The sequence below is a fragment of the Pseudalkalibacillus sp. JSM 102089 genome (genome assembly GCF_041366475.1).
GTDB classification, from domain to species: domain Bacteria; phylum Bacillota; class Bacilli; order Bacillales; family Guptibacillaceae; genus Guptibacillus; species Guptibacillus hwajinpoensis_B.
In genome coordinates, this window is sequence record NZ_JBEWYW010000005.1 from 38,172 (window position 1) to 57,005 (window position 18,834).

Annotated in this window: 15 protein-coding genes; 4 read left to right on the top strand and 11 right to left on the bottom strand. The window is 39.1% G+C overall.

Annotation, left to right across the window (positions count from 1 at the left end; genetic code table 11):
- Positions 1-140 precede the first annotated feature (140 nt).
- Entirely contained in the window at positions 141-1,010 is an 870-nt protein-coding gene (locus ABVF21_RS12675) for an alpha/beta fold hydrolase (RefSeq protein WP_371018307.1), read from the top strand.
- A 75-nt stretch (positions 1,011-1,085) separates the two neighbouring features.
- Here ABVF21_RS12675 and ABVF21_RS12680 read toward each other — a convergent pair whose 3' ends face one another.
- Entirely contained in the window at positions 1,086-1,502 is a 417-nt protein-coding gene (locus ABVF21_RS12680; RefSeq protein ID WP_303535394.1) for a cytochrome-c oxidase, read from the bottom strand.
- Between the two features lie 260 nt (positions 1,503-1,762).
- Between ABVF21_RS12680 and rpiA the strand changes: the two genes are divergently transcribed.
- Positions 1,763-2,422: a ribose 5-phosphate isomerase A gene (gene rpiA / locus ABVF21_RS12685; protein WP_303535393.1), complete on the top strand. Its 660-nt coding sequence runs from the start codon at positions 1,763-1,765 to the stop codon at positions 2,420-2,422.
- Between the two features lie 60 nt (positions 2,423-2,482).
- Here rpiA and ABVF21_RS12690 read toward each other — a convergent pair whose 3' ends face one another.
- Entirely contained in the window at positions 2,483-2,812 is a 330-nt protein-coding gene (locus ABVF21_RS12690) for a winged helix-turn-helix transcriptional regulator (RefSeq protein WP_303535392.1), read from the bottom strand.
- Positions 2,813-2,942: 130 nt separating this feature from the next.
- On the opposite strand from ABVF21_RS12690, the gene ABVF21_RS12695 reads away from it, so the two are divergent.
- Positions 2,943-3,437, top strand: a complete 495-nt coding sequence (locus ABVF21_RS12695; protein ID WP_303535391.1) for a lactoylglutathione lyase family protein — start codon at positions 2,943-2,945, stop codon at positions 3,435-3,437.
- Positions 3,438-3,664: 227 nt separating this feature from the next.
- Here ABVF21_RS12695 and ABVF21_RS12700 read toward each other — a convergent pair whose 3' ends face one another.
- The 8 genes from ABVF21_RS12700 to ABVF21_RS12735 all read right to left on the bottom strand — a co-directional run bounded on the left by ABVF21_RS12700 (position 3,665) and on the right by ABVF21_RS12735 (position 15,831).
- Positions 3,665-4,864: a PLP-dependent aminotransferase family protein gene (locus ABVF21_RS12700; protein WP_371018308.1), complete on the bottom strand. Its 1,200-nt coding sequence runs from the start codon at positions 4,862-4,864 to the stop codon at positions 3,665-3,667.
- A gap of 178 nt (positions 4,865-5,042) precedes the next feature.
- Positions 5,043-5,465, bottom strand: a complete 423-nt coding sequence (locus tag ABVF21_RS12705; protein ID WP_303535389.1) for a hypothetical protein — start codon at positions 5,463-5,465, stop codon at positions 5,043-5,045.
- A 534-nt stretch (positions 5,466-5,999) separates the two neighbouring features.
- On the bottom strand, positions 6,000-6,479 hold the full coding sequence (gene essA / locus ABVF21_RS12710; RefSeq protein ID WP_303535388.1) for a type VII secretion protein EssA: 480 nt from the start codon (positions 6,477-6,479) through the stop codon (positions 6,000-6,002).
- Positions 6,469-9,516 (bottom strand): type VII secretion protein EsaA, encoded by a 3,048-nt coding sequence (esaA, locus tag ABVF21_RS12715; protein WP_371018309.1) that lies wholly within the window; start codon positions 9,514-9,516, stop codon positions 6,469-6,471. Before esaA ends, essA begins: the two co-directional genes overlap by 11 nt.
- Complete coding sequence (gene essC / locus ABVF21_RS12720) at positions 9,513-13,967, bottom strand: type VII secretion protein EssC (RefSeq protein WP_371018310.1); 4,455 nt, start codon at positions 13,965-13,967, stop codon at positions 9,513-9,515. The genes esaA and essC overlap by 4 nt, the downstream gene beginning before the upstream one ends.
- A 15-nt stretch (positions 13,968-13,982) precedes the next feature.
- Positions 13,983-15,224 carry a type VII secretion protein EssB gene (gene essB, locus ABVF21_RS12725; RefSeq protein WP_371018311.1) on the bottom strand — a complete coding sequence of 414 codons (1,242 nt, stop codon included), beginning with the start codon at positions 15,222-15,224 and terminating at the stop codon, positions 13,983-13,985.
- Between the two features lie 14 nt (positions 15,225-15,238).
- Positions 15,239-15,481: an EsaB/YukD family protein gene (locus ABVF21_RS12730; protein WP_303535384.1), complete on the bottom strand. Its 243-nt coding sequence runs from the start codon at positions 15,479-15,481 to the stop codon at positions 15,239-15,241.
- Between the two features lie 56 nt (positions 15,482-15,537).
- Positions 15,538-15,831, bottom strand: coding sequence for a WXG100 family type VII secretion target (locus ABVF21_RS12735; protein WP_159784093.1), 294 nt, complete (start codon positions 15,829-15,831; stop codon positions 15,538-15,540).
- 448 nt (positions 15,832-16,279) lie between these two features.
- Here ABVF21_RS12735 and ABVF21_RS12740 point away from each other — a divergent pair, with 448 nt between their 5' ends.
- Positions 16,280-17,440, top strand: a complete 1,161-nt coding sequence (locus ABVF21_RS12740) for a TerD family protein (RefSeq protein WP_371018312.1) — start codon at positions 16,280-16,282, stop codon at positions 17,438-17,440.
- 54 nt (positions 17,441-17,494) lie between these two features.
- Here ABVF21_RS12740 and ABVF21_RS12745 read toward each other — a convergent pair whose 3' ends face one another.
- Positions 17,495-18,397 carry an EamA family transporter gene (locus ABVF21_RS12745; RefSeq protein ID WP_371018374.1) on the bottom strand — a complete coding sequence of 301 codons (903 nt, stop codon included), beginning with the start codon at positions 18,395-18,397 and terminating at the stop codon, positions 17,495-17,497.
- Between the last annotated feature and the right edge of the window lie 437 nt (positions 18,398-18,834).

Genomic DNA, 18,834 nt, shown 5'->3' on the forward strand with positions numbered 1-18,834 from the left:
TCATCACACTTTTATCCCACTCTTATTAGGTTATATTTCCTATTTATCCAGAAAACGAGACATCCTAATTGCGCATCAAATAGAAGAGGAGTAAAGTGTCTCGATGTTAGAAGTCTTTATAAGAAAGGGTGGATGAAATGATGAAAGATGGCTTTGTGAAAGTGAATGATGTCAACCTTCATTACGTAACAGAAGGAGAAGGCGAACTGATGCTGTTTCTCCATGGTTTCCCTTATTTCTGGTACAACTGGCATCATCAAATGGAAGAGTTTTCGAAGGATTATCGCGTCGTAGCTGTTGATATGAGAGGGTACAACGTATCTGACAAACCTGAAGGGGTTTCTTCATATGATATGTCCATTTTAGTCGAGGATGTAAAACAGTTGATTGAAGCGTTTGGGGAGAAGGACTGCGTTTTAGTCGCCCATGACTGGGGCGGAGCGGTAGCTTGGACGTTAGCTTATACCTCACCTGAATATGTGAACAAACTAATCATGTTCGATGCGCCTCACCCGTATACATTTAGACGAGAGCTAGCAGAGAACCCAGGGCAGAGAGAAGATAGTAGTTATATGGCATTTTTCCAGCGGCCTGATTCTCATGAAGCGCTGGTTGAAAATAATGCAGAGCGATTAAGAAAGATGATGACGATTCCTGGAAAGAAAAAAGGTTATTTAACCGAAGAGGATGAGGAGAAATACATAGAGGCGTGGACGCAGCCGGATGCAATGAAGTCCATGCTTAATTATTACCGTGCTATTTCTTTTTATCCGTTCGAAGAGCACGTACAAAAGCCAGTGGAACTTCCGTATCAAATGTTTGACTCCCCAACGTTAATCATTTGGGGCGATGCAGATCCCGCTTTTGAAAACAGTAATCTGGACGGGTTAGAAGAGTATGTTAGTGATCTTACAATTCATCGAATGGAAGGCGTAAGCCATGCCCCGCATCACGAGAAACCGGAAGTGGTTAACCACTATATGCGCGACTTTTTAAAAAGCACGAAATGATGAAGAAGGCTGTCCCTGATAAGGGGCAGCCTTCTTTGCTTTCTTTCATAGACGTGTGAAAAAGGCTATGTTAATTTAGAATGTTTTATTTTCGCTTTTCTTAAGATGGTGAGTAACATCTTCTACTTTTACATTCAAAAATAAGTTGATAACAAACAGGATGACACTTAATACTAGCATGTTAGGGAATATCATTAGAAGGACGGTTAGGGAAGTATTCCCTACAAGGAAGAAAGATAGTCCAAGCATGAATAAGGGAAGTGATACATTATAAAGCCAGAAATGCAGTTTTGCTAAGAGCGTTTCACTAGCTTTGGGGAATAGAATATAGATAAAACCGAATAAGCCCATGGAAGCCCAACCTAACAGATTAATATGAGCGTGGGCGCCTGCCAAACTGTGATCCTCTATAATCTCCATAATTAATCCCATACTAACTCCGATTAGAAAGTAAAGAGCCGCCAACTTAAGAAACAATAATCCCATTCTCATTGCAGTACCTCTCTCCTCAAATGTTATATAAACCGTTTAAGTATATAACGCTATGAAGAAAATTATGACGAGTATAAGGGTTTTGTTAAAAAACTAGTCTAGCAATTAGAATGAGTAAAGACGTTCCCCGTCAATTATTCCTATTTTCCTTGTCCTTCTAAACTTTTCACTTCTTATCTTTGTTAAAATAAAATCAACCGAAGGAAGCTTGCTTATATTTTGCTTAAACTCTGCTAAAAAGGTAAGGTGTCAAAATGAACATGAAACAGAAATGTGCCAAAGCAGCTCTAGAATACATAACAGATGAAACCATCACCGGTCTTGGTGGCGGAAGTACAATTGGATATTTAATTGACTTTATTAAGGAAGAAAAGTTAAATGTAAAAGTCGTAACCCCATCTCTAAAAACAAAGCATCTATGCGTAAATCAGGGCCTGGAAGTGCTACCAACAATTACCGTTGAGGAAGTAGATGTTGCATTTGATGGTTGTGATGAGGTTGATGAAAAGTTACATGCACTAAAGAGCGGCGGTGGTATTCACACGCACGAAAAGCTCATTGCTCAAATGGCGAAGGACTATATCTTGCTTGTTGATGATTCTAAAGTTGTTCCGGAATTAAGTTATCAGCATCCAGTCGTACTGGAGGTTTTGCAAGATTCACTTGCATTTGTACTAAAGAAAGTAGGAGAGATGGATGGAAAGGCAGAAGTGCGTTCAAGTTCTGCGAAGGATGGATATACAGTTACCGATTATGGAAACTTTTTAATTGATGTTTGGTTTGAGAAAGGGCAGGAGAGTGTTCAACTTGAAAAACGCCTGAAAGAAATACCTGGTGTAATTGACGTCTCCCTTTTTGCGAGTGTTGTTACAAAAGCATTAGTGGCAAGTGGAGAAGGTATTTACGAGATTTCAAAATAAGGTGATCTATTGCTAGTGCCTGTCACTCCTTACTAGTTAGTAAGGAGTGACAGGCACTCTTTATTTTTGATTCTCAGTCCCCCACAAGTGCATCTGCTCTAAAATCGGCATCAACGTTTTGCCTTTTTCCGTAATCGAATATTCCACTTTTGGTGGAACGGTATTTTCTTGCTTACGATTGATGAAGCCTTCTTCTTCTAGCTCTTTTAACTGCTGACTCATTACTTTATGTGTGACGCCTGGTAGTAACTGGCGTAATTCATTGTAGCGAAAACTCCCATCCACACAAAGGTGCCACAAAATCACCGTTTTCCATTTACCGCCGATTTTCTTTAACGTGTATTCAATCGAGCATTTTAGTTTTCCGTTTTCATCCACTGGAGAAGTCATGTTGGATCGACTCCTTTCTTACCTTTTGGTTAGTATCGCACAAAAAAGTGCGTTCTTACATGATCATTTTGTTCTCAGTATAATAAACGTGTGTTGACAGAACATAATCACTAAGGAGGAGTTCAAAACTATGTTACCATATCCAAGAAGTTTTTCTCATATCGGACTATCTGTTCCAAATCTTGAAGAAGCTATTAAATTTTATAAGGAAGTATTCGGATGGTATATTTTGATGGAGCCATCTGATGTGCACAATGATGATTCTCCGATCGGACAAATGTGCCGTGACGTCTTTGGAGATAATTGGGATACGTTCCGAATTGCTCATCTCTCAACAGGAGATAAAATTGGAGTTGAAATGTTTGAGTTTCCAGAAAATGAAAAGCCCGAAAACAACTTTGAATACTGGAAGACAGGCATTTTCCATTTCTGTATTCAGGATCCTGATGTCGAAGGAATGGTTGAAAAAATCGTAGAGCACGGTGGGAAGCAACGTATGCCGATCCGCGAGTACTATCCTGGCGAAAAACCATACCGCATGGTCTATGTGGAAGATCCATTCGGCAATATTTTCGAGATCTATTCTCATAGCTATGAACTGACTTATTCTGATGGTGCTTATTAATGATTAGGCCAAAAAGAAGTGAACTGGAAGGGAGACTCCAGGTTCACTTCTTTTTGGATTATTTATGTAGTTAGAGATGAGGTGAATACTATATACCTTCAACTTAGAAATAAATTTCCTTTCACATACTTCAAATATAAAGGAGATTTTCCGCTTAACTGTTTTCGGGTAAGGCTTGTTTTCAACTATTTAAAGAGTTCATCAATCGTTTAGCATATGAATTAACCCTAAATATTTTCGTACTCTATAGGAGTAGCCTCTTGAAAGACGTCTACTAGAATTTCCATTCCTTTCTCTATTTTATCCTGAGTGGAATGAGTGAAATTGAGACGCATTGTATTTTTCTTCGGATCTGAAACATAGAAAGGAGCTCCTGGTACATAAGCCGCACCTTTTTTTACAGCCGTATTTAATAAAAGCGTCGTATCAATGCCTTCTGGTAGTTCTACCCAAAAGAACATGCCGCCTTTAGGAACCGTATAAGAAAGTCCAGGTAGATCAGCTTGATCAAGCAATCGTTGCATGACTTTCATTCGTTCAAAATATGTACTCCTGAGGTTTTGAATGTGACCGTTCAAATCAAAGTCGGTGCAAAGGTGATAGAGTGCTTGGTGAGCAAGAGAGTTTGAATGCAAATCAGCCGCTTGCTTTGCTTGTGCCATAATGCGGATGATTTGATGAGGTCCTTTGATCCAACCTGTTCGTAACGCAGGAACAACGGTTTTAGAAAAGGTACTCGTATAGACTGTGTGCGATCCATCGTCTAACGCAGATATAGGAGTATATGTTTTTGTTCCATCGAACTTGATTTCTCCATACGGATCATCTTCAAAAATAATCACTTTCTTTTTTATTGCTGTATCAAGTAGGTGTTGTCGTCGTTCAAGTGACCAAACTTTTCCCATCGGATTTGAGAAGGTTGGGACAACGTACACGCACTTCGGCATATACTTTTTCATTTTATAATCAAGATCCTCTGGTACCATTCCATGCTCATCCGAATCAACAGGGATAATTTTCACTTCATACGATTGAAAAACCTGTACTGCTGCAAGATAAGTTGGGTTTTCTGTTAGAACAATATCTCCGGGGTTAAACATTACCCGCGCAAATAAGTCGATTGCTTGTTGTGAACCAGTGGTAAGCATAATATCATCCACGCGTGAAGCGATGCTTTTCTTGTCCATGCGATCAACAAGTACCTCTCGAAGTAGAGCATATCCCTCTGTGGCATCGTATTGAAAAGCCTTTCCTCCTGATTGAAATGTTTTCGAAAATGCATCTTGTACTGCCTCTACAGGAAAAAGTTCGTCGTCTGGTAAACCTCCCGCAAACGAAATGACATCTCCTTTATTCGTGATTTTTAAAATATCGCGCACTGCAGATGATTGAAGATGCTGCACTCTCTTAGCAAATCCGTACCTCATGACCAAAACGCCTTCCTTTGTTTTAATATTTAAAATATTGTCATTATAGCATTTTAATGCGTTGAAAGGCTAGTGTGTTTTGTTTAATGCTAGCAATATGGTTAGATTCAATAAAACAAAGGTGAAATACCAAATTAAATTAAAATAAAAAACTCAAGTTCTGACTTCAGAAATTGAGTTAGGATTTGAGCGGTATACTCTTATAGAACTTAAGCCATTTCTTTAGTAGTAACAGGTAATGAAAATAAATCAGGGAACATCCAATGAGAATACTAAAGGTAGCAAGCCACTCAACTACTCTGCCACTATCGAAAATAATAGGCAAAATAGAAGAAAGTACTATTCCTGCGAGTGTATAAGCGAGAAAATGATACCGATAAAGGCTCCGTTCCTTTCTAGTTAAATACCAATCAATAAAGATAGAGATCGGTACACCAATCAAAAGGAAAAATGGAAGCATTAGATAGGCATTAAGCATCGCATCTGAGAAATGGAATGCACTCGCACTAGTATTGTCAAATAGATACAATAAAGTGTTTATGATAAGTGACACAGTAAAGGCTGAAAGAAAGGATGATAAAATCCTAAAGATAATGGTCATAAGTGTAAGTCTCCTAAGTGTCGTTTTCAATTCCTAACGAATAACGAACGAGGTTCCATGATTACTTTTTACATGCTTATCTATTAAATTATTTCATAAGTACTAGTTACTTCACAAACTCTAACTTATTCTAATGAGTTGTGTTAAGGAACTTATTATTATAATAGTTCACTTATTGAGTACTAGTTATTGAAATTATTCTGGCAAACACAATCCCTTGTTACTATAAAAAATTTCGTACAATCGCTAAGCCCTCATGTAGAGTTGAAAGACGGGGTAAGTTATGGTTATGGCGTTTGGATAAACGCTCGGAGCTGCTGTATCGTAAAATACCATGTAATGGGACATGATCTGGGAATGAGTTTCCACTCAACCTATTACCCAGAGAGTGGATATAACATGGCGGTTAGATCTAACCATAGTAATGGAGCATTTTATGTGATGAAAGAAATTGAAGAGAGGTTACATCTAGTAGATACTTGAAATTAAAAAGCTACGGTCCAGAAAATAGACCGTAGCTTTTTTGATGAGCGATTAGCTTTTCGAAGACGACAATCGATTATAGATCACTAACACCATGATTAGAACGATGAGGCACACACCAATTAAAATACCAATCAGTAGTTGAAAAGAGGATGACGTTGTTTCTGTATCTTCTTCGTTAATCGATTTAAAAGCTGCTGTCTCCGTCTCAGAGAAAAGGTTTAAATTCTCCGCTTTATCTTTAATCGTACTATTTTCTTTACTCATAGAAAGAAATAATTCACTTAGGGTATTCTCAGGGTTAAAAACTTTTTTCCCGTTAAATGAAATCGTCTTCTGATCTTCAGAAATCTCTTCCATTTCCTTCGAGTTTGAAGAATCATGGATCAAGTCAGTGTTTTTCTTGAACTTGTTTTTTTGATATTCATTCGGTAATAACTCGTTTATGTCCGTATTTGCTTCTACTGCAACTGGAACAAGGTGACAGCAGAGAAAGATCATTGTAATAAGACAGAAAATTTTAGGCTTCATGAGCCTCATCCTCTTTAGTTTGTGTCCATGACCGTTTGTTTAAAGCATATTGAATACTAATCAGGACAATTAAAATAGCGGTTAAAATCATCGCACCTTCTGTAAAGAGCGTTTGTGTACTGTTCTGTATAGACATATACACGCGAGACATTGGATCAGTAAAGCTAAAGTTCGGTGTCGAAAGTGCAAGTAAAGGTGTCACAAACAGGGCAACGAGGCCAACTGTGACTAGCCATCCTAATAAATGATGTCCCATAAAGGCAACGCGAATTAACGCTGCACAGCTTAATAAAAGTAAGATCGTAAAGATTGTCCATTCCATTGAACGATCGTTTCCTAAAGGGTAAATCGATAAGCTGTAGAGACTTATAACGAGACCAACGATACTTGTCAGCATTAAGAATAAGATACTTTGTAACCACCACGGACCATGTTGGAAGTAGTAGCTTGCATAACCAATCAACAAGCTGCTTAAGAGAATAATGAATAAAATCACAACAGGTGGAAGATTCGTATCTTTCTTATCTGTAAAGACGCTACCGGTGACGTCAATTGGGGTAGCAAGGAAATCATAGACGTAATCATTTGATCGACCATCTACAAAGGCATTCCCCATGACGTTAAAGACATCATCACGAATCATAAGGGTTGAAGCGACATTCGTCTCCCACTTATTATTCAGTGTGTTCGCGTCTGTTTGCACTTCAGCCACTCGAGACTGGAGTTCATCTGTGTAGGTAAGAATTTCGGATTGACTATCTTCAATTGAATCCACCCAATCATACAGAGAACCCATCTGACTTTTAACTTGATCATGTTTACTTATGACTTGCGTACCCTGCGTAGTTTCATCAGGGGTTTGTTGCTGAGCTTGTTGCATCTGGTTTAGAACGTTATCTGCTTCTTCTTCAATCCCATTCAAGCTTTCGAGTAACTTCGCTTGCTGTGTGTCGAGAACGTTTTTGTAGTCCGCTAAAAAGACAGTGAAATCATCTTGTAACGTCGTCAGGGCGTCGCTCGTTTTCGGTACTTGAGTTCCAACCGCGTCCCATTGGCCTTCTTCTTTGTTGGTTAGTTCTAACATGCTATTTACTTCTTCACGAAGGTCATTGTCTTGTAGAACGGTGTCTTTCACGTTGTTTTTAGAAAGCATACTACTTAGCGTTGCTTCATATCGATCCAGGGATGCATAGTACTGAAGAACATCCGTCAAATTCGCCCCTTTAATCGGACGTTGGAAATAGACGGAAAGCGTATCTTTTCTAGCTTGTGATAGAGCAGGTGATGCTAGAATCGCATTTTCTTTTTCATGAATGCCGGATGAAATACGATAAATCTTATCAGATACCATTACTAGCAAGTCTTTTAACTCGGTATTTGATTCTTTTAATACATCAACCTGTTCCATTAACGTTTCTTTTTGAGAAGAGAGCGTTTCGTTTTCTTTTGTTAGCTTTTCAACTTTCTTTGTTAACTCTTCAATTTGTACAAGTAAACTTTTATTCTCTTCAGTTAGCGTATCGATAAGCTTCTTTAGCTCTTCCAATTCGCCGTCAAGTGGGTTGTCGCCGCCTTCTTTGGCTAGAAGTTGCTGCTCGGTTTGCTTTATCCGATCGTTGAGCGTTAATAACTTTGTCGATGCGGTTTGAAGATCTTCTACTTTTGGTTCCTCGAGCGCAATCAACGTTTCCTGTAGCGTCACAATTTCCTGTGCGATGGCTAACAACTCATTGCGTTCTGCACTTAAATCAACTGGAGTTGGACCATTTGTTTCTCCATCTTCATCGATCACAGGAGGCTCTTCATCCTGTAAGCTCTTTAGAAGTTTCGTAAGGTCTTCCATTGGATCTTCTTCTTCACCTGGCTCTTCCGGATCAACGGGTTCTTCTGGATCTTCAGGGACCTCAGGTAGTTCAGGGTCATCGGGAATGACAATCTCATCTCCATCACCGAGCTTATTACTAAGCGTGGCGATATCTCCTTCTAGTTCATTTAAAACCATGGAGTCTTTTAGCTGCTGATAGTAATTAAGAATTCGCTCTTGTAGCGTATAGAAATCGTTAACCTGGCGCTCAACCTGGTCATACCGAAGTTCTTTTAAACCAGCAAACATTTCTTGCTGCTGCATCATCTGATTTTCTACCTGAGACATGTTTTCAAGAACGCTCTCAGATTTACCTTCGAACAATTCTTTGTTGTTCATAAACATCGGTTGAGGCATTTCAGTTGCCTGTGAAATCGAATCGACTGAATCAGCTTGAATTTGTTCAAGAACTTCTTGTTGTTTCTGCTGATACTCACGATAGTCATTCGTATAAGTAACAAAGTTTGCTAGATTTTCTTGAAAATCTTCCATCGTATTTGTTTGATCTGCTGCTCGTTCCTCAGCATTTTCTGACGTTGATTGAAGATTGGCAAGCATCGACACTTGCTGCTCCATTTGCTCAGCAAGGTCTTTGGAGCTTGGTGTATAGAAGGAGAGCATTGTTTGCTGGAATGCTTTCTCTTTCTCTACAATTTGATCAAACTCTTGTTGGATGTTGACGAGATCGTTTGAAACATAGTTCCAATAAAGAGAAGACATCTTCGTATTAACGCGATTTGTTGCTTGCTCAAGTTCAAGCAACACTTTCTCTTTATTGATGGCATTTAGTTGATTCTGAACCGTGTATTCTAGTTTTGTTTGTTCAGGTTGGTTTTCATCATAAGTTAGAATCTTCTCAGAGAATGTTGACGGGATGTACACTATGGCATCATACTTTTGATTGTTTAGTCCATTTTCTCCGGCACTACGTCCAACGACTTCCCAATTGTATTGTGATTCTGATTTAAGAATAGGAGGGACGTCATTTCCGAATTTCACGACTTCCTCGTCTTCTTCTGTTCCCGTATCTTCATTAATAACAGCGATGGTTTTCGTTGCGCTCTCTTTCTTCTTCATTGGATTTTCTCCAATGGAAGTAAAGTATATGAGTGGAAGAACTAAAATGATCGCTGTTACGAGAATGAGTTTAAGGATGCTTTTCTTCTCTTTCACGCATGTACCTTCCTTTCTATTTGGACAAGTGGAACCTGGATTTTTTGCGCTTTTTCGCTTTGAACATAATAAGCAAATCCGGCTTTAATATCGGGTTCTTTCCGGTCAAAAGGTAGATTAATGAGCGTTTGATCGGATTTCTTCATTAATAGTATAATTTGACGAATTTGCTTTAATTCGACCGTAAGTGGATCGTATCCTTTCGTTAGTTCATTGCTACTGCCAGATGCGATAATACTTAAGCCGAGGTGGCTATAGTTTTTCATTAATGCGGTCATTCGATCCTGAAGGAGGTTTCCGAGAGTTTGGGAAAATCGTCCATATCCATCAATAAAGAGGAAAACTCTTGAGAATTCAGGAAGCGTTTGGCCATTATTCATACTCTCATGATAGGTGATTGCACGTGACTTGAATTCAGTTGTCACTTGTTCAATCCATTCTTCGATTTGTTCTTTTGTTTCTAAATAAGTCGTGTTTTCCTCTTCTTTTAGATGAAAAAGTCCGCGATCGATTGAATCAAATATGGCAATATGATCACCTTCTTGCTGTAACGCTTGCTGCGTAAGAAGACGCATGATATTGGTTTTACCTTTCTGGGCCTGTCCAAGTACAAGACAATGGGAAGTCTGCGCAAAGGAAAGGGAAACAGGCTTAACTGTTTCTTCATGCAATCCAATAGGATAAGTGTTCTTTGATTCCGAAGCTGGAATGTACGTATGGAACGTCTTTAACGTAAGATCAGTCGGTAGCATTGGAATAGCTTCAGGCTTGCTCACATCACGGTATTTGTCTTGTAGCATTTGGACTTCTCCTTTCAATGAAGCTAGCTGTTCATAGTCATCTTCCCCTCTAGTTGGTAGCACTATTTGACCGAAGTGTGTTTTCTCCTTCTTCATAATGGCTCTACCCGGTACTGCTTCGGGAGCAAAGGGGATTCTTCCAAGAACGGTGTAAGCTTCTGAGTTATCTAATAAATAATGGACAATTTTTGTTTTAAGGTTATTCATCAGTGCCTGACGAACTGAGTTCAAACGCGTAGCGCTCAAGATCATATAAATACCGAGCGACTGTCCGTCTCGCGCAAACTGAGTGAAGATCGGATCAAGGTCCATCAGTTCTTCTTTTACGAGATCATAGTTATCGATCGTAATAAAGAGAAGAGGAAGAGGTTTGTCATTTAGACGATTGTACATCGTAATGGAGCTCACTTCTTCACGCTGAAAGAGTCGTTTACGCTTCGTAAATTCTTCCTGAATGAACTTCAACAATTTGTTTAGTTTGCGTTCCTCATCTATTAAGAAATAATCTCCTGTATGAGGCAAGTTCTTAATGGATAATAAACCACCGTTACCGAAATCAAGTATATAAAATTGCGCTTCTTCCGGCGTGTTTGTTGATGCGATGCTCATAAGTAACGTTAAGATGGTTTGCGTCTTCCCAAAACCTGATGAGCCAAATATGCCAACATTGCCATCCTTAATTAATTCATAATCGTATGGAGATTGTGCTTGTTTTTCAGGTTCATCCAGCAGGGCAAAGGCGATTTTCTTCTTATCTGATTCAAAATCATGACGATACAATCGCTTTTCGAGTGGTGGAAGCCATGGACTCGGCAATCTACTGAGTCCAAGTTCCTGCTGGACATCTACGATTTTATCTACAATTACTTCGATTTCACTTTGCTTCTTTTTCTTACTTTCTTTTGATGATGATAGCTCTGACAGAGGAACGAGACCAAGATCAGTAACTAAGGCAACCTCATCTTCCATATCGGAAGTGTCTTCCATATATGTCGCTCGGCTATAGGCCGATTGAAATAAATCGTACACCTCATTATTCCCAACCTGTAAGTATGCCCGACCTGTCACGGTTAGTGATGCAGCATCACCGTTCTTTAAAATTTCGCGACTATCCTCTACGTTTTGTACTTTTAGAGCGACGCGGAAACGAGCGTTACTCCAGATCTGATTATCAATTACGCCACCAGGTTTTTGCGTGGCAAGAATGAGATGCACACCTAGACTTCGACCAATTCGTGCAGCACTGACAAGCTCTTTAATAAATTCTGGCTCTTCTGTTTTTAACTCAGCAAATTCATCAGAAATTAAAAAGAGATGAGGCATAGGTTCAGCCGCTACGCCATTTTTATAAAGCACCGTATAGTCATTAATATGACTCACTTCATACTGATCAAAGATGGTTTGTCGTTTCTTTAACTCACTTTTTATGGAAGCGAGTGCTCGCGTACTGAAATTTTCGCTACCTTCTATATTTGTAATTGTCCCTAACAAGTGAGGGATTTGTTTAAATGGCTGTGCCATACCTCCACCTTTATAGTCAATTAACAGAAATGCCACTTCATGTGGATGGTAGTGGACGGCTAGCGAAAGAATATATGTTTGTAAAAATTCACTCTTTCCGGATCCAGTTGTACCAGCAAGTAATCCGTGGGGACCATGAGCTTTCTCATGAAGATTTAATTCCACAACATCCTGGCGCCCTTTAAGTCCCACTGGTGCTGCAAGTGATTTCGATGATTGATTCGTCACCCAATTATGTGAAACTGGTAATTCATCAATATCTTCCATATTCAACATTTGCAGGAAGGATACTTTCTCAGGAATGGAATTTGTTATGCCGCGCTGGTGATTCAGCGTGCGGAGCATTCGGGAAAACTGTTCATTATCACTTTGCTTGTGCTGATCAAGTTCGAATGAAATTTCGGCTGCTTTTTTCTCTTGAATGAGAATATCGCCTTCACTCTTGTTAATATAGCGAACCAGCGTATGGATATTGTCTGATAGGCTCTCTTTAGCCTCTGCAACGAAAATAGTTGAAAGACCAAGATGTGTATGTTCACTTTCTAAGTACTCCAAAATGACATGGTCCGAGATTAAGTTGTGATTCGAAATAATAAACACATAATGTGGTGCGAATCGTAGCTTTTCTTTATCTTCTTCTAGATCCCGTTCTCGAATCATTTCATAGATCGAAGAGAGGAGCTGATCTCGCGTTTGCTCATTATAAATAAACCCTTTTGCAAATGATCCCGGCATTTGCAAGTGCGGTAACCATTTCATCCATTCCCATTCGGCGTATTCCTCTTCATTAAAGATGAAGACAAATCGGATGTCATGATAGCTATGGAAGAAGGCCAGCTGTCCAATGATTTGATGCAGTTCATTTTTAACAACTGCTTCTTTTCCGATAAGGCCAATTGCTCCCTGGAATAAGTCTGCGGTAATAGGAAGGGAGTGCAGTTCATTGTATACTCGCTTCAGGTTCTGGGATTCTTCTAATAGTTCATCCATTTCTCGTGTCGACATGTCAGCTGAATTAACGGATATTTTATAGCTTGCTGGTACCGTTCCCGTTCCTAAGCGAAATTGAAGGAAGTCAGGACTCTCTAGGCTACGTTCCCATAAACGGTCAGAAACCTGCTCGGTTAAGTATTTCATTCGCTCAAAGCTAGGGTAGTGGAACGTAAGAACTTTTCTCTGCTTTTGAGCCAATTCATGAAGTTCGTGTCGCTTATCCTCAAGGTATCTTTTATATATCCGTTTCTTACGTGCTTTTGATTTCTTTTGATGACTTTTATCTTTAAAATATTGCACTGTCGATGTAACGAGTGTTGTCGTAAACATAACAACAGAAATAAGAATAAAAATGCCTCTTGGAATAAGAATCGCTACTAACCCCATAACGATAAGCATCATTAATGGAGGAAGGATAATAATCCAAAGGCTTCGATTATTCCGATCAGATTCTTGAGTAGGGAAGGATAGATCAATCTTATCCTCAGGTAATTCATACATCATCCTCGGCGTACGACGATAGTTTGGGTATTTCTTCTTCATTTCAGATGACGGAATCGTGGCCTCTGGGAGAGAGGTTTCAAACGTCTCTGGACTTGTTACCTCAAGCATATCCTCAGCTATTAGTGTCAATGTCATCATCGGCAGGAAAACCATGTCACCGATTTGAAGTGGTGATTTACTATGTAAGAGCGAACCATTATGATAAACGGTTGTTTGACTAGTAGCTGTAATTGTCCAATGTTTCTTCTCACGGGTTAAAACAAGGCTAACTTTTTCAGGAAGAGCCCTCATTTGAATCTCTGATGAGGACCTCGAAATGGTTACTTCCTGCTGATCATCAATGTAGTAAACGTGCTTCTTCGCTTTAGGAGTTATCATGATGGCAACTTCTTCAGAACCTAATTCAAAAGTAGAGCGCTTATTGAGAGACAATGGAATACTCTCTTCATCATCTTTTTGCAAATGAAAGTTCTCGTTATGAAGCTGTACCGAGTAGACATGCTCGTCTGAATTGGACGAGGGTATAGTAAAAGTGTGATTGATACTAGTGCCAATTGTGATAGGGTTGTTTGACTGCTTATCAAGTTCAATCATTTGATACGTACCACGAAAGAATACCCATAATTGCTCCATTATTTCACCTCCGATCTATTTCTCTTCTTTTTTCTGGTCATCTTGTTGATTCTCTTCATTTGTTGTTTCCTGCTGGGCTTCTTCCTCTTCTTGCTGCTGCTCTTCTATTTCTTTTTCGTATTCTTCAAATTCTTGCTCTAACTCATTGATCATCCGCTGCTTCTTCTCGCTCTCCAGATCTGAATCAGCTTTAACCTGTTCCTTGCGCTTCAATATGCCATACATTAATAAGTCGCGATCTTCTAAATAACGTGCGATTTCAAGTGCTTGTTCCGCTTCTCCGCGTCCAATATGAATCCAATACTCATAATACCTTGGGTCAGATTGAAGGGAGATCGTATTACGCACACTTTCTTTTTGTTCATCTGTTAGAGATTCATTGATGATATAGGAGAGGGCTAGCTGATATTGCGTCACTTTTGGAATGTCGTCAATGTCATAAGATTGAAGTGAGTTCACAACCTCACTATACTCATTCGTTAAAAAGTTCTCCTGTGCCTGGACGATATTCTCCTGCTTTGGTTGGAGAAGAAATAAAGAGTAAAGAGAGTAGAGTAAAGCTGGTAGTAAGCAAATAGATACGCCAAGAAGGAAATAACGACTTGTTTTCCACTTCTTTTTATTCACTTTAATGAATTCAGATTCTTTCTTATGTATTTGTTCAATTTGTGAATGAATGATTGGCTGAAGCTCATGAAGTGTTTTGGCTTGAAGCACTTGTTTTAGTTCAGATGACAGTGTGAGCGTGTCAGAATAATGTAGGTATTGTTCAAATGATTGCTCTGGATTCATCATAGCTGCAACTGTTGCTCGTGTTTCATCAAGAATACGTTCAGGATCTTCCTCATAAGGGGGAAGACTTTCCTTTACGCCGAAATGTAAAAAATGTGGCGTCAATCCCTGATCCAGCACAAGATTATCTGGACAAATAATTAAGTTAAGACGCTTGTAGCGGTGGTCCTTTACTTTTTGCACCAGTTGATAGGCACTTGTGAGGCGATCGCTTTCAGTCATTTCCTTAAGCTTCGCTGGAAGAGCGATAATGGAAGGTGAAAGTTTGTGCTGGATGCTTACCTCATCCTCATTCATATCAATTGTTTTCGGGATTCCGGTATGGATATCGCTTAGGAAATGAACTTCTGACAATTCATCGAATTTGATTTTCTCTTTCTGAAACAGAAAGATAATGACATCTTTTTCGCTAATAATCTTTGCATCTATTTGTGTTTCAAGATAGGGTTTCACTTGATTCGACATGGTTGTGATCTCCTTCAAAGTATTTCAATTCGATCTCCAGTCATAATCCCAGCATCAATTAATCTCTCATTAGCGGCTACTACCTTATGCTTATTCACTAGCCTAACCCACCCCGTTTGATCTGGAGGAGTTTGGATTTGTTCCGTTTGGCACACTATTTCAATGAGTTTCTTGACTGAATGATAGTTTGATAGTCTGAGGTCAATAAAGCGACCTTTTTTGTAACGATGGAGATCGACCGTTACTTCAATGTACATATAGTTCACCTCATAAGGAAGGAGCGCCTAAGCGCTCCCGATCAATTCTTTATCGCTTATCCGCGAATTTGATTAGCAATTTGTGCGTCAGCATCTTCAAGAGATCTAGCTGTGCTTGCTAGTTGTGTTGAAATATCAGCGAGGAGACGCTGCATGTCTACGAACGATGGACGTAGAGACTGATATTGATCACTAAAAGCTTGGCTTGCAGCACCTTCCCACATACCTTCTAACTCAGCAATCATTTTGTCTAAATTACCAATTTGTTCTTCTACTTTACTTTCTTCTGTTTGATAGCGTTGAGACATCGTAATAAGTTCTTCCGGTGTTACGCGAATTTGACCTGCCATTCAAAATCACTCCTCTTAAATTAGTAATGTGTGCATTATTCCTACAGAACTGCATCAGTCTTTCTTATATATAATTAGCATAATTTGTAATAACTTGATAGGTTTAATACACACATCGTCAAAAAATGTAACTTATATACTATGACATAATACCCCTAAATTTCCAGTTAATAAACATTAAAATGTAAAATATGGATGAATAATATAAGATATGGAATTTTTGAGTGTGTATCCTATGAATTTAAAAATGTAGGGAGGTGTTGTAACCCCTGATTGCTATGACTTTCACAAGTTGCTATACAGACTAAATACTCATTTTTGTATAAATTAGCAGATTGGAATTAAATTGAACCGGTAAATGGTAAGTTGTATTTAGAGTTAGACATTTATTATGAAAAAGATTTTAAATTGATGTAACTAAACAGTTAATCAAGCAGGGGGAGAATGAATGAACATAAGTAGAGGTCAAAAAGTACCTATTACAAAAGGGAGAAGCGTATCGGATCTTAATATAATGATAGAATGGCAAAACGAACATCAATCAATTGAAGTAGACGCCGCTGCATTCCTATTAAATGAAACAGGCAAATGTAGTGGCGATGAGAGTTTCATATTTTATGGGCAGCCGGTAAGTATTGACCAAAGTGTGAAGCAGTTCAAACAGGGGGATAATCAGAATGAAACACACATCTCTTTACAGAAGGTGTCGTCTGACATTCAGAAAGTTGCTTTTACACTCACGATCCACGAGGGGGAAGAACGAGCCCAGAATTTTGGTCAAGTTTCCTCATTATCACTTCGTATTGCAGACAAATCTACAGGAGAGAACCTCGTTTCATTTACATTTGGTGAAGAATTAACGAAAGAGACAGCCATCGTTGTAGGCGAGTTATATTTACATAACGGAGATTGGAAGTTTAATGCGGTAGGTAGTGGTTTCTTCGGCGGACTCGCAGCGCTGTGTGAGAATTTTGGCATTGAGGTTGAAAGTAACAAAGATAACCATAAGCAGCCAGATCCTATTCAAAGCCAGCCCGTTCAGTCTTCACAAGAAGCGGTTGTCCCTCTAACAGTCACTTTGAAGAAAAAAGAAGCGATCTCCATTCGTAAGTCCGAGAAAGTAGTCGCTACGCTAGAATGGAAAAGTAAAAAAGATCTGGATCTTTACTGTTTTTACGTCCTTAAAGACGGAACAGAAGGAAAAGTATATTATCGAACACCAGGGCATGCTCATAAAGAACCGTATATTACGTTAGATGGTGATGCACAGGGAGCAGGGAAGGAAACGGTGGTTGTACATAAACCGTCTGAGCTAAAATACGTGCTGTTTTCAGCGTATAGTGCGATATCAAATGGCATTGGAAGTTTTAAGTCTATGAAGGCAAAGGCAGTTGTTGATAATCAAATGGGGCAAACAGTGACCTCTCCTCTATTTGAAAAGAATAACTTTGCTTATTGGGTGGCTATTGCTAAGATTGATTTTACTGATCCGCTTGATATGAGCGTTAGTCATGTTGAGAAATATTCGAAAAGCGGTACGGAGCGATCACCGCTTTTGTACCAAAATGGTTCGTTTGAAATGAATGTTGGACCAATGGAGTTTAAATAGATTACTAAGCTACTATACGAAAACACCTCATCCTTTTTGGACGAGGTGTTTTTGCTATTGTTGTTCGACTATTTTTCTGCGAGTAAGATTTATATTTTCGCTGAATAGAGTGGGCAGCGTCATTCCGATGATAATGATCACAATACCCGTTATTTGCAGGACAGATACTGTTTCACTTAATAAGATGACGGAAACCATGACAGCGATTGGCAGTTCAATTGCACTAAGAATCGAGGACTTACCTAAGCCCACCTTGGGAATGGCGATCGAAAATAGGAACACCGGGATGATCATTCCAAATAAGCCTAGTGCGATTCCGTATAGCCATAGTCCTTCTGCGAAAAGTGTACCGTTCCAAACGATTTCTGGAGATTGAAAAACTGCTGACATCAGGAATGCAAAAAACGAGACAATGACTAATCGATTTGACGTATTCATTTTGGCGTTCGCTTTCCCATTAAAATAAAGGAAGAGTGAATAACAAAGTGCAGCTCCAAGTCCCCATAACCAGCCTTGAAAAGGGATGTTAGATAAATCTGCATCAATAAGTCCCGCAGCCGGTATCGTTCCACCGATTAAAATAACAAGTGATAGCATTTCCATCCTTGTTGGAAGCTGACGTTTCGTAATGCTTGAAATCAGCATGCCGATCCATGTGAATTGAAAGAGCAGTACGACAGCCAGAGAGGCTGGTAAATAATTTAATGATTGCCCATAGAGAATATTAGTTAAGCCTGTAAAAACCCCTGCGAAAATTAGAATTTTAATTCCAGCGAAACTTAGTTTTTGTCGGTTTGTGATGAGAAAGATGAGTACTGCAATTACAAAGCCGATAAAGAATTGGCTCGTAACGGCTTCAGATGCTGTAAATCCGCTTCCCATCGCTAATTTAATAATAGTTGAAACAACTCCGTAACTGCTTGCACCGATAATGACAAGCAATGGATATAAGTACATTTTCATTGAACATTTGCCTCCAGTTAAACTCTAGCTTCATCGTATCCACCGTGGCGTGGATCTCACTTCTTTAAGTGATCTATGAAAGCGCTTTTGATTTTAAAAACACAAAATCAAATATATCGTATTTGCGATGCTTAAAGCAATGGTTAATTGAGGAAAAGTGCCTGTCACCACCCGAATAATGTTCTTTTTTGTCGAATGTAAACTCTTTTCTCTTCAGTCTGTGATATCCCTCACTTTTCTTCTTCTTTCTGATTCAACTGTCGAAATTCGCACACAGGACAGACAAAAACCGTTCAAATTCATCTGCTCACTCATTTTAGCGTCTGAGGTAATCTAAGGAAGAAGTTAAAAGAGACTTTGGTCATAGGAGAATTTATCTAAATAATGATTATTTATGTATTTGTTACTTTGTGCATGTGTGAATAGTCATT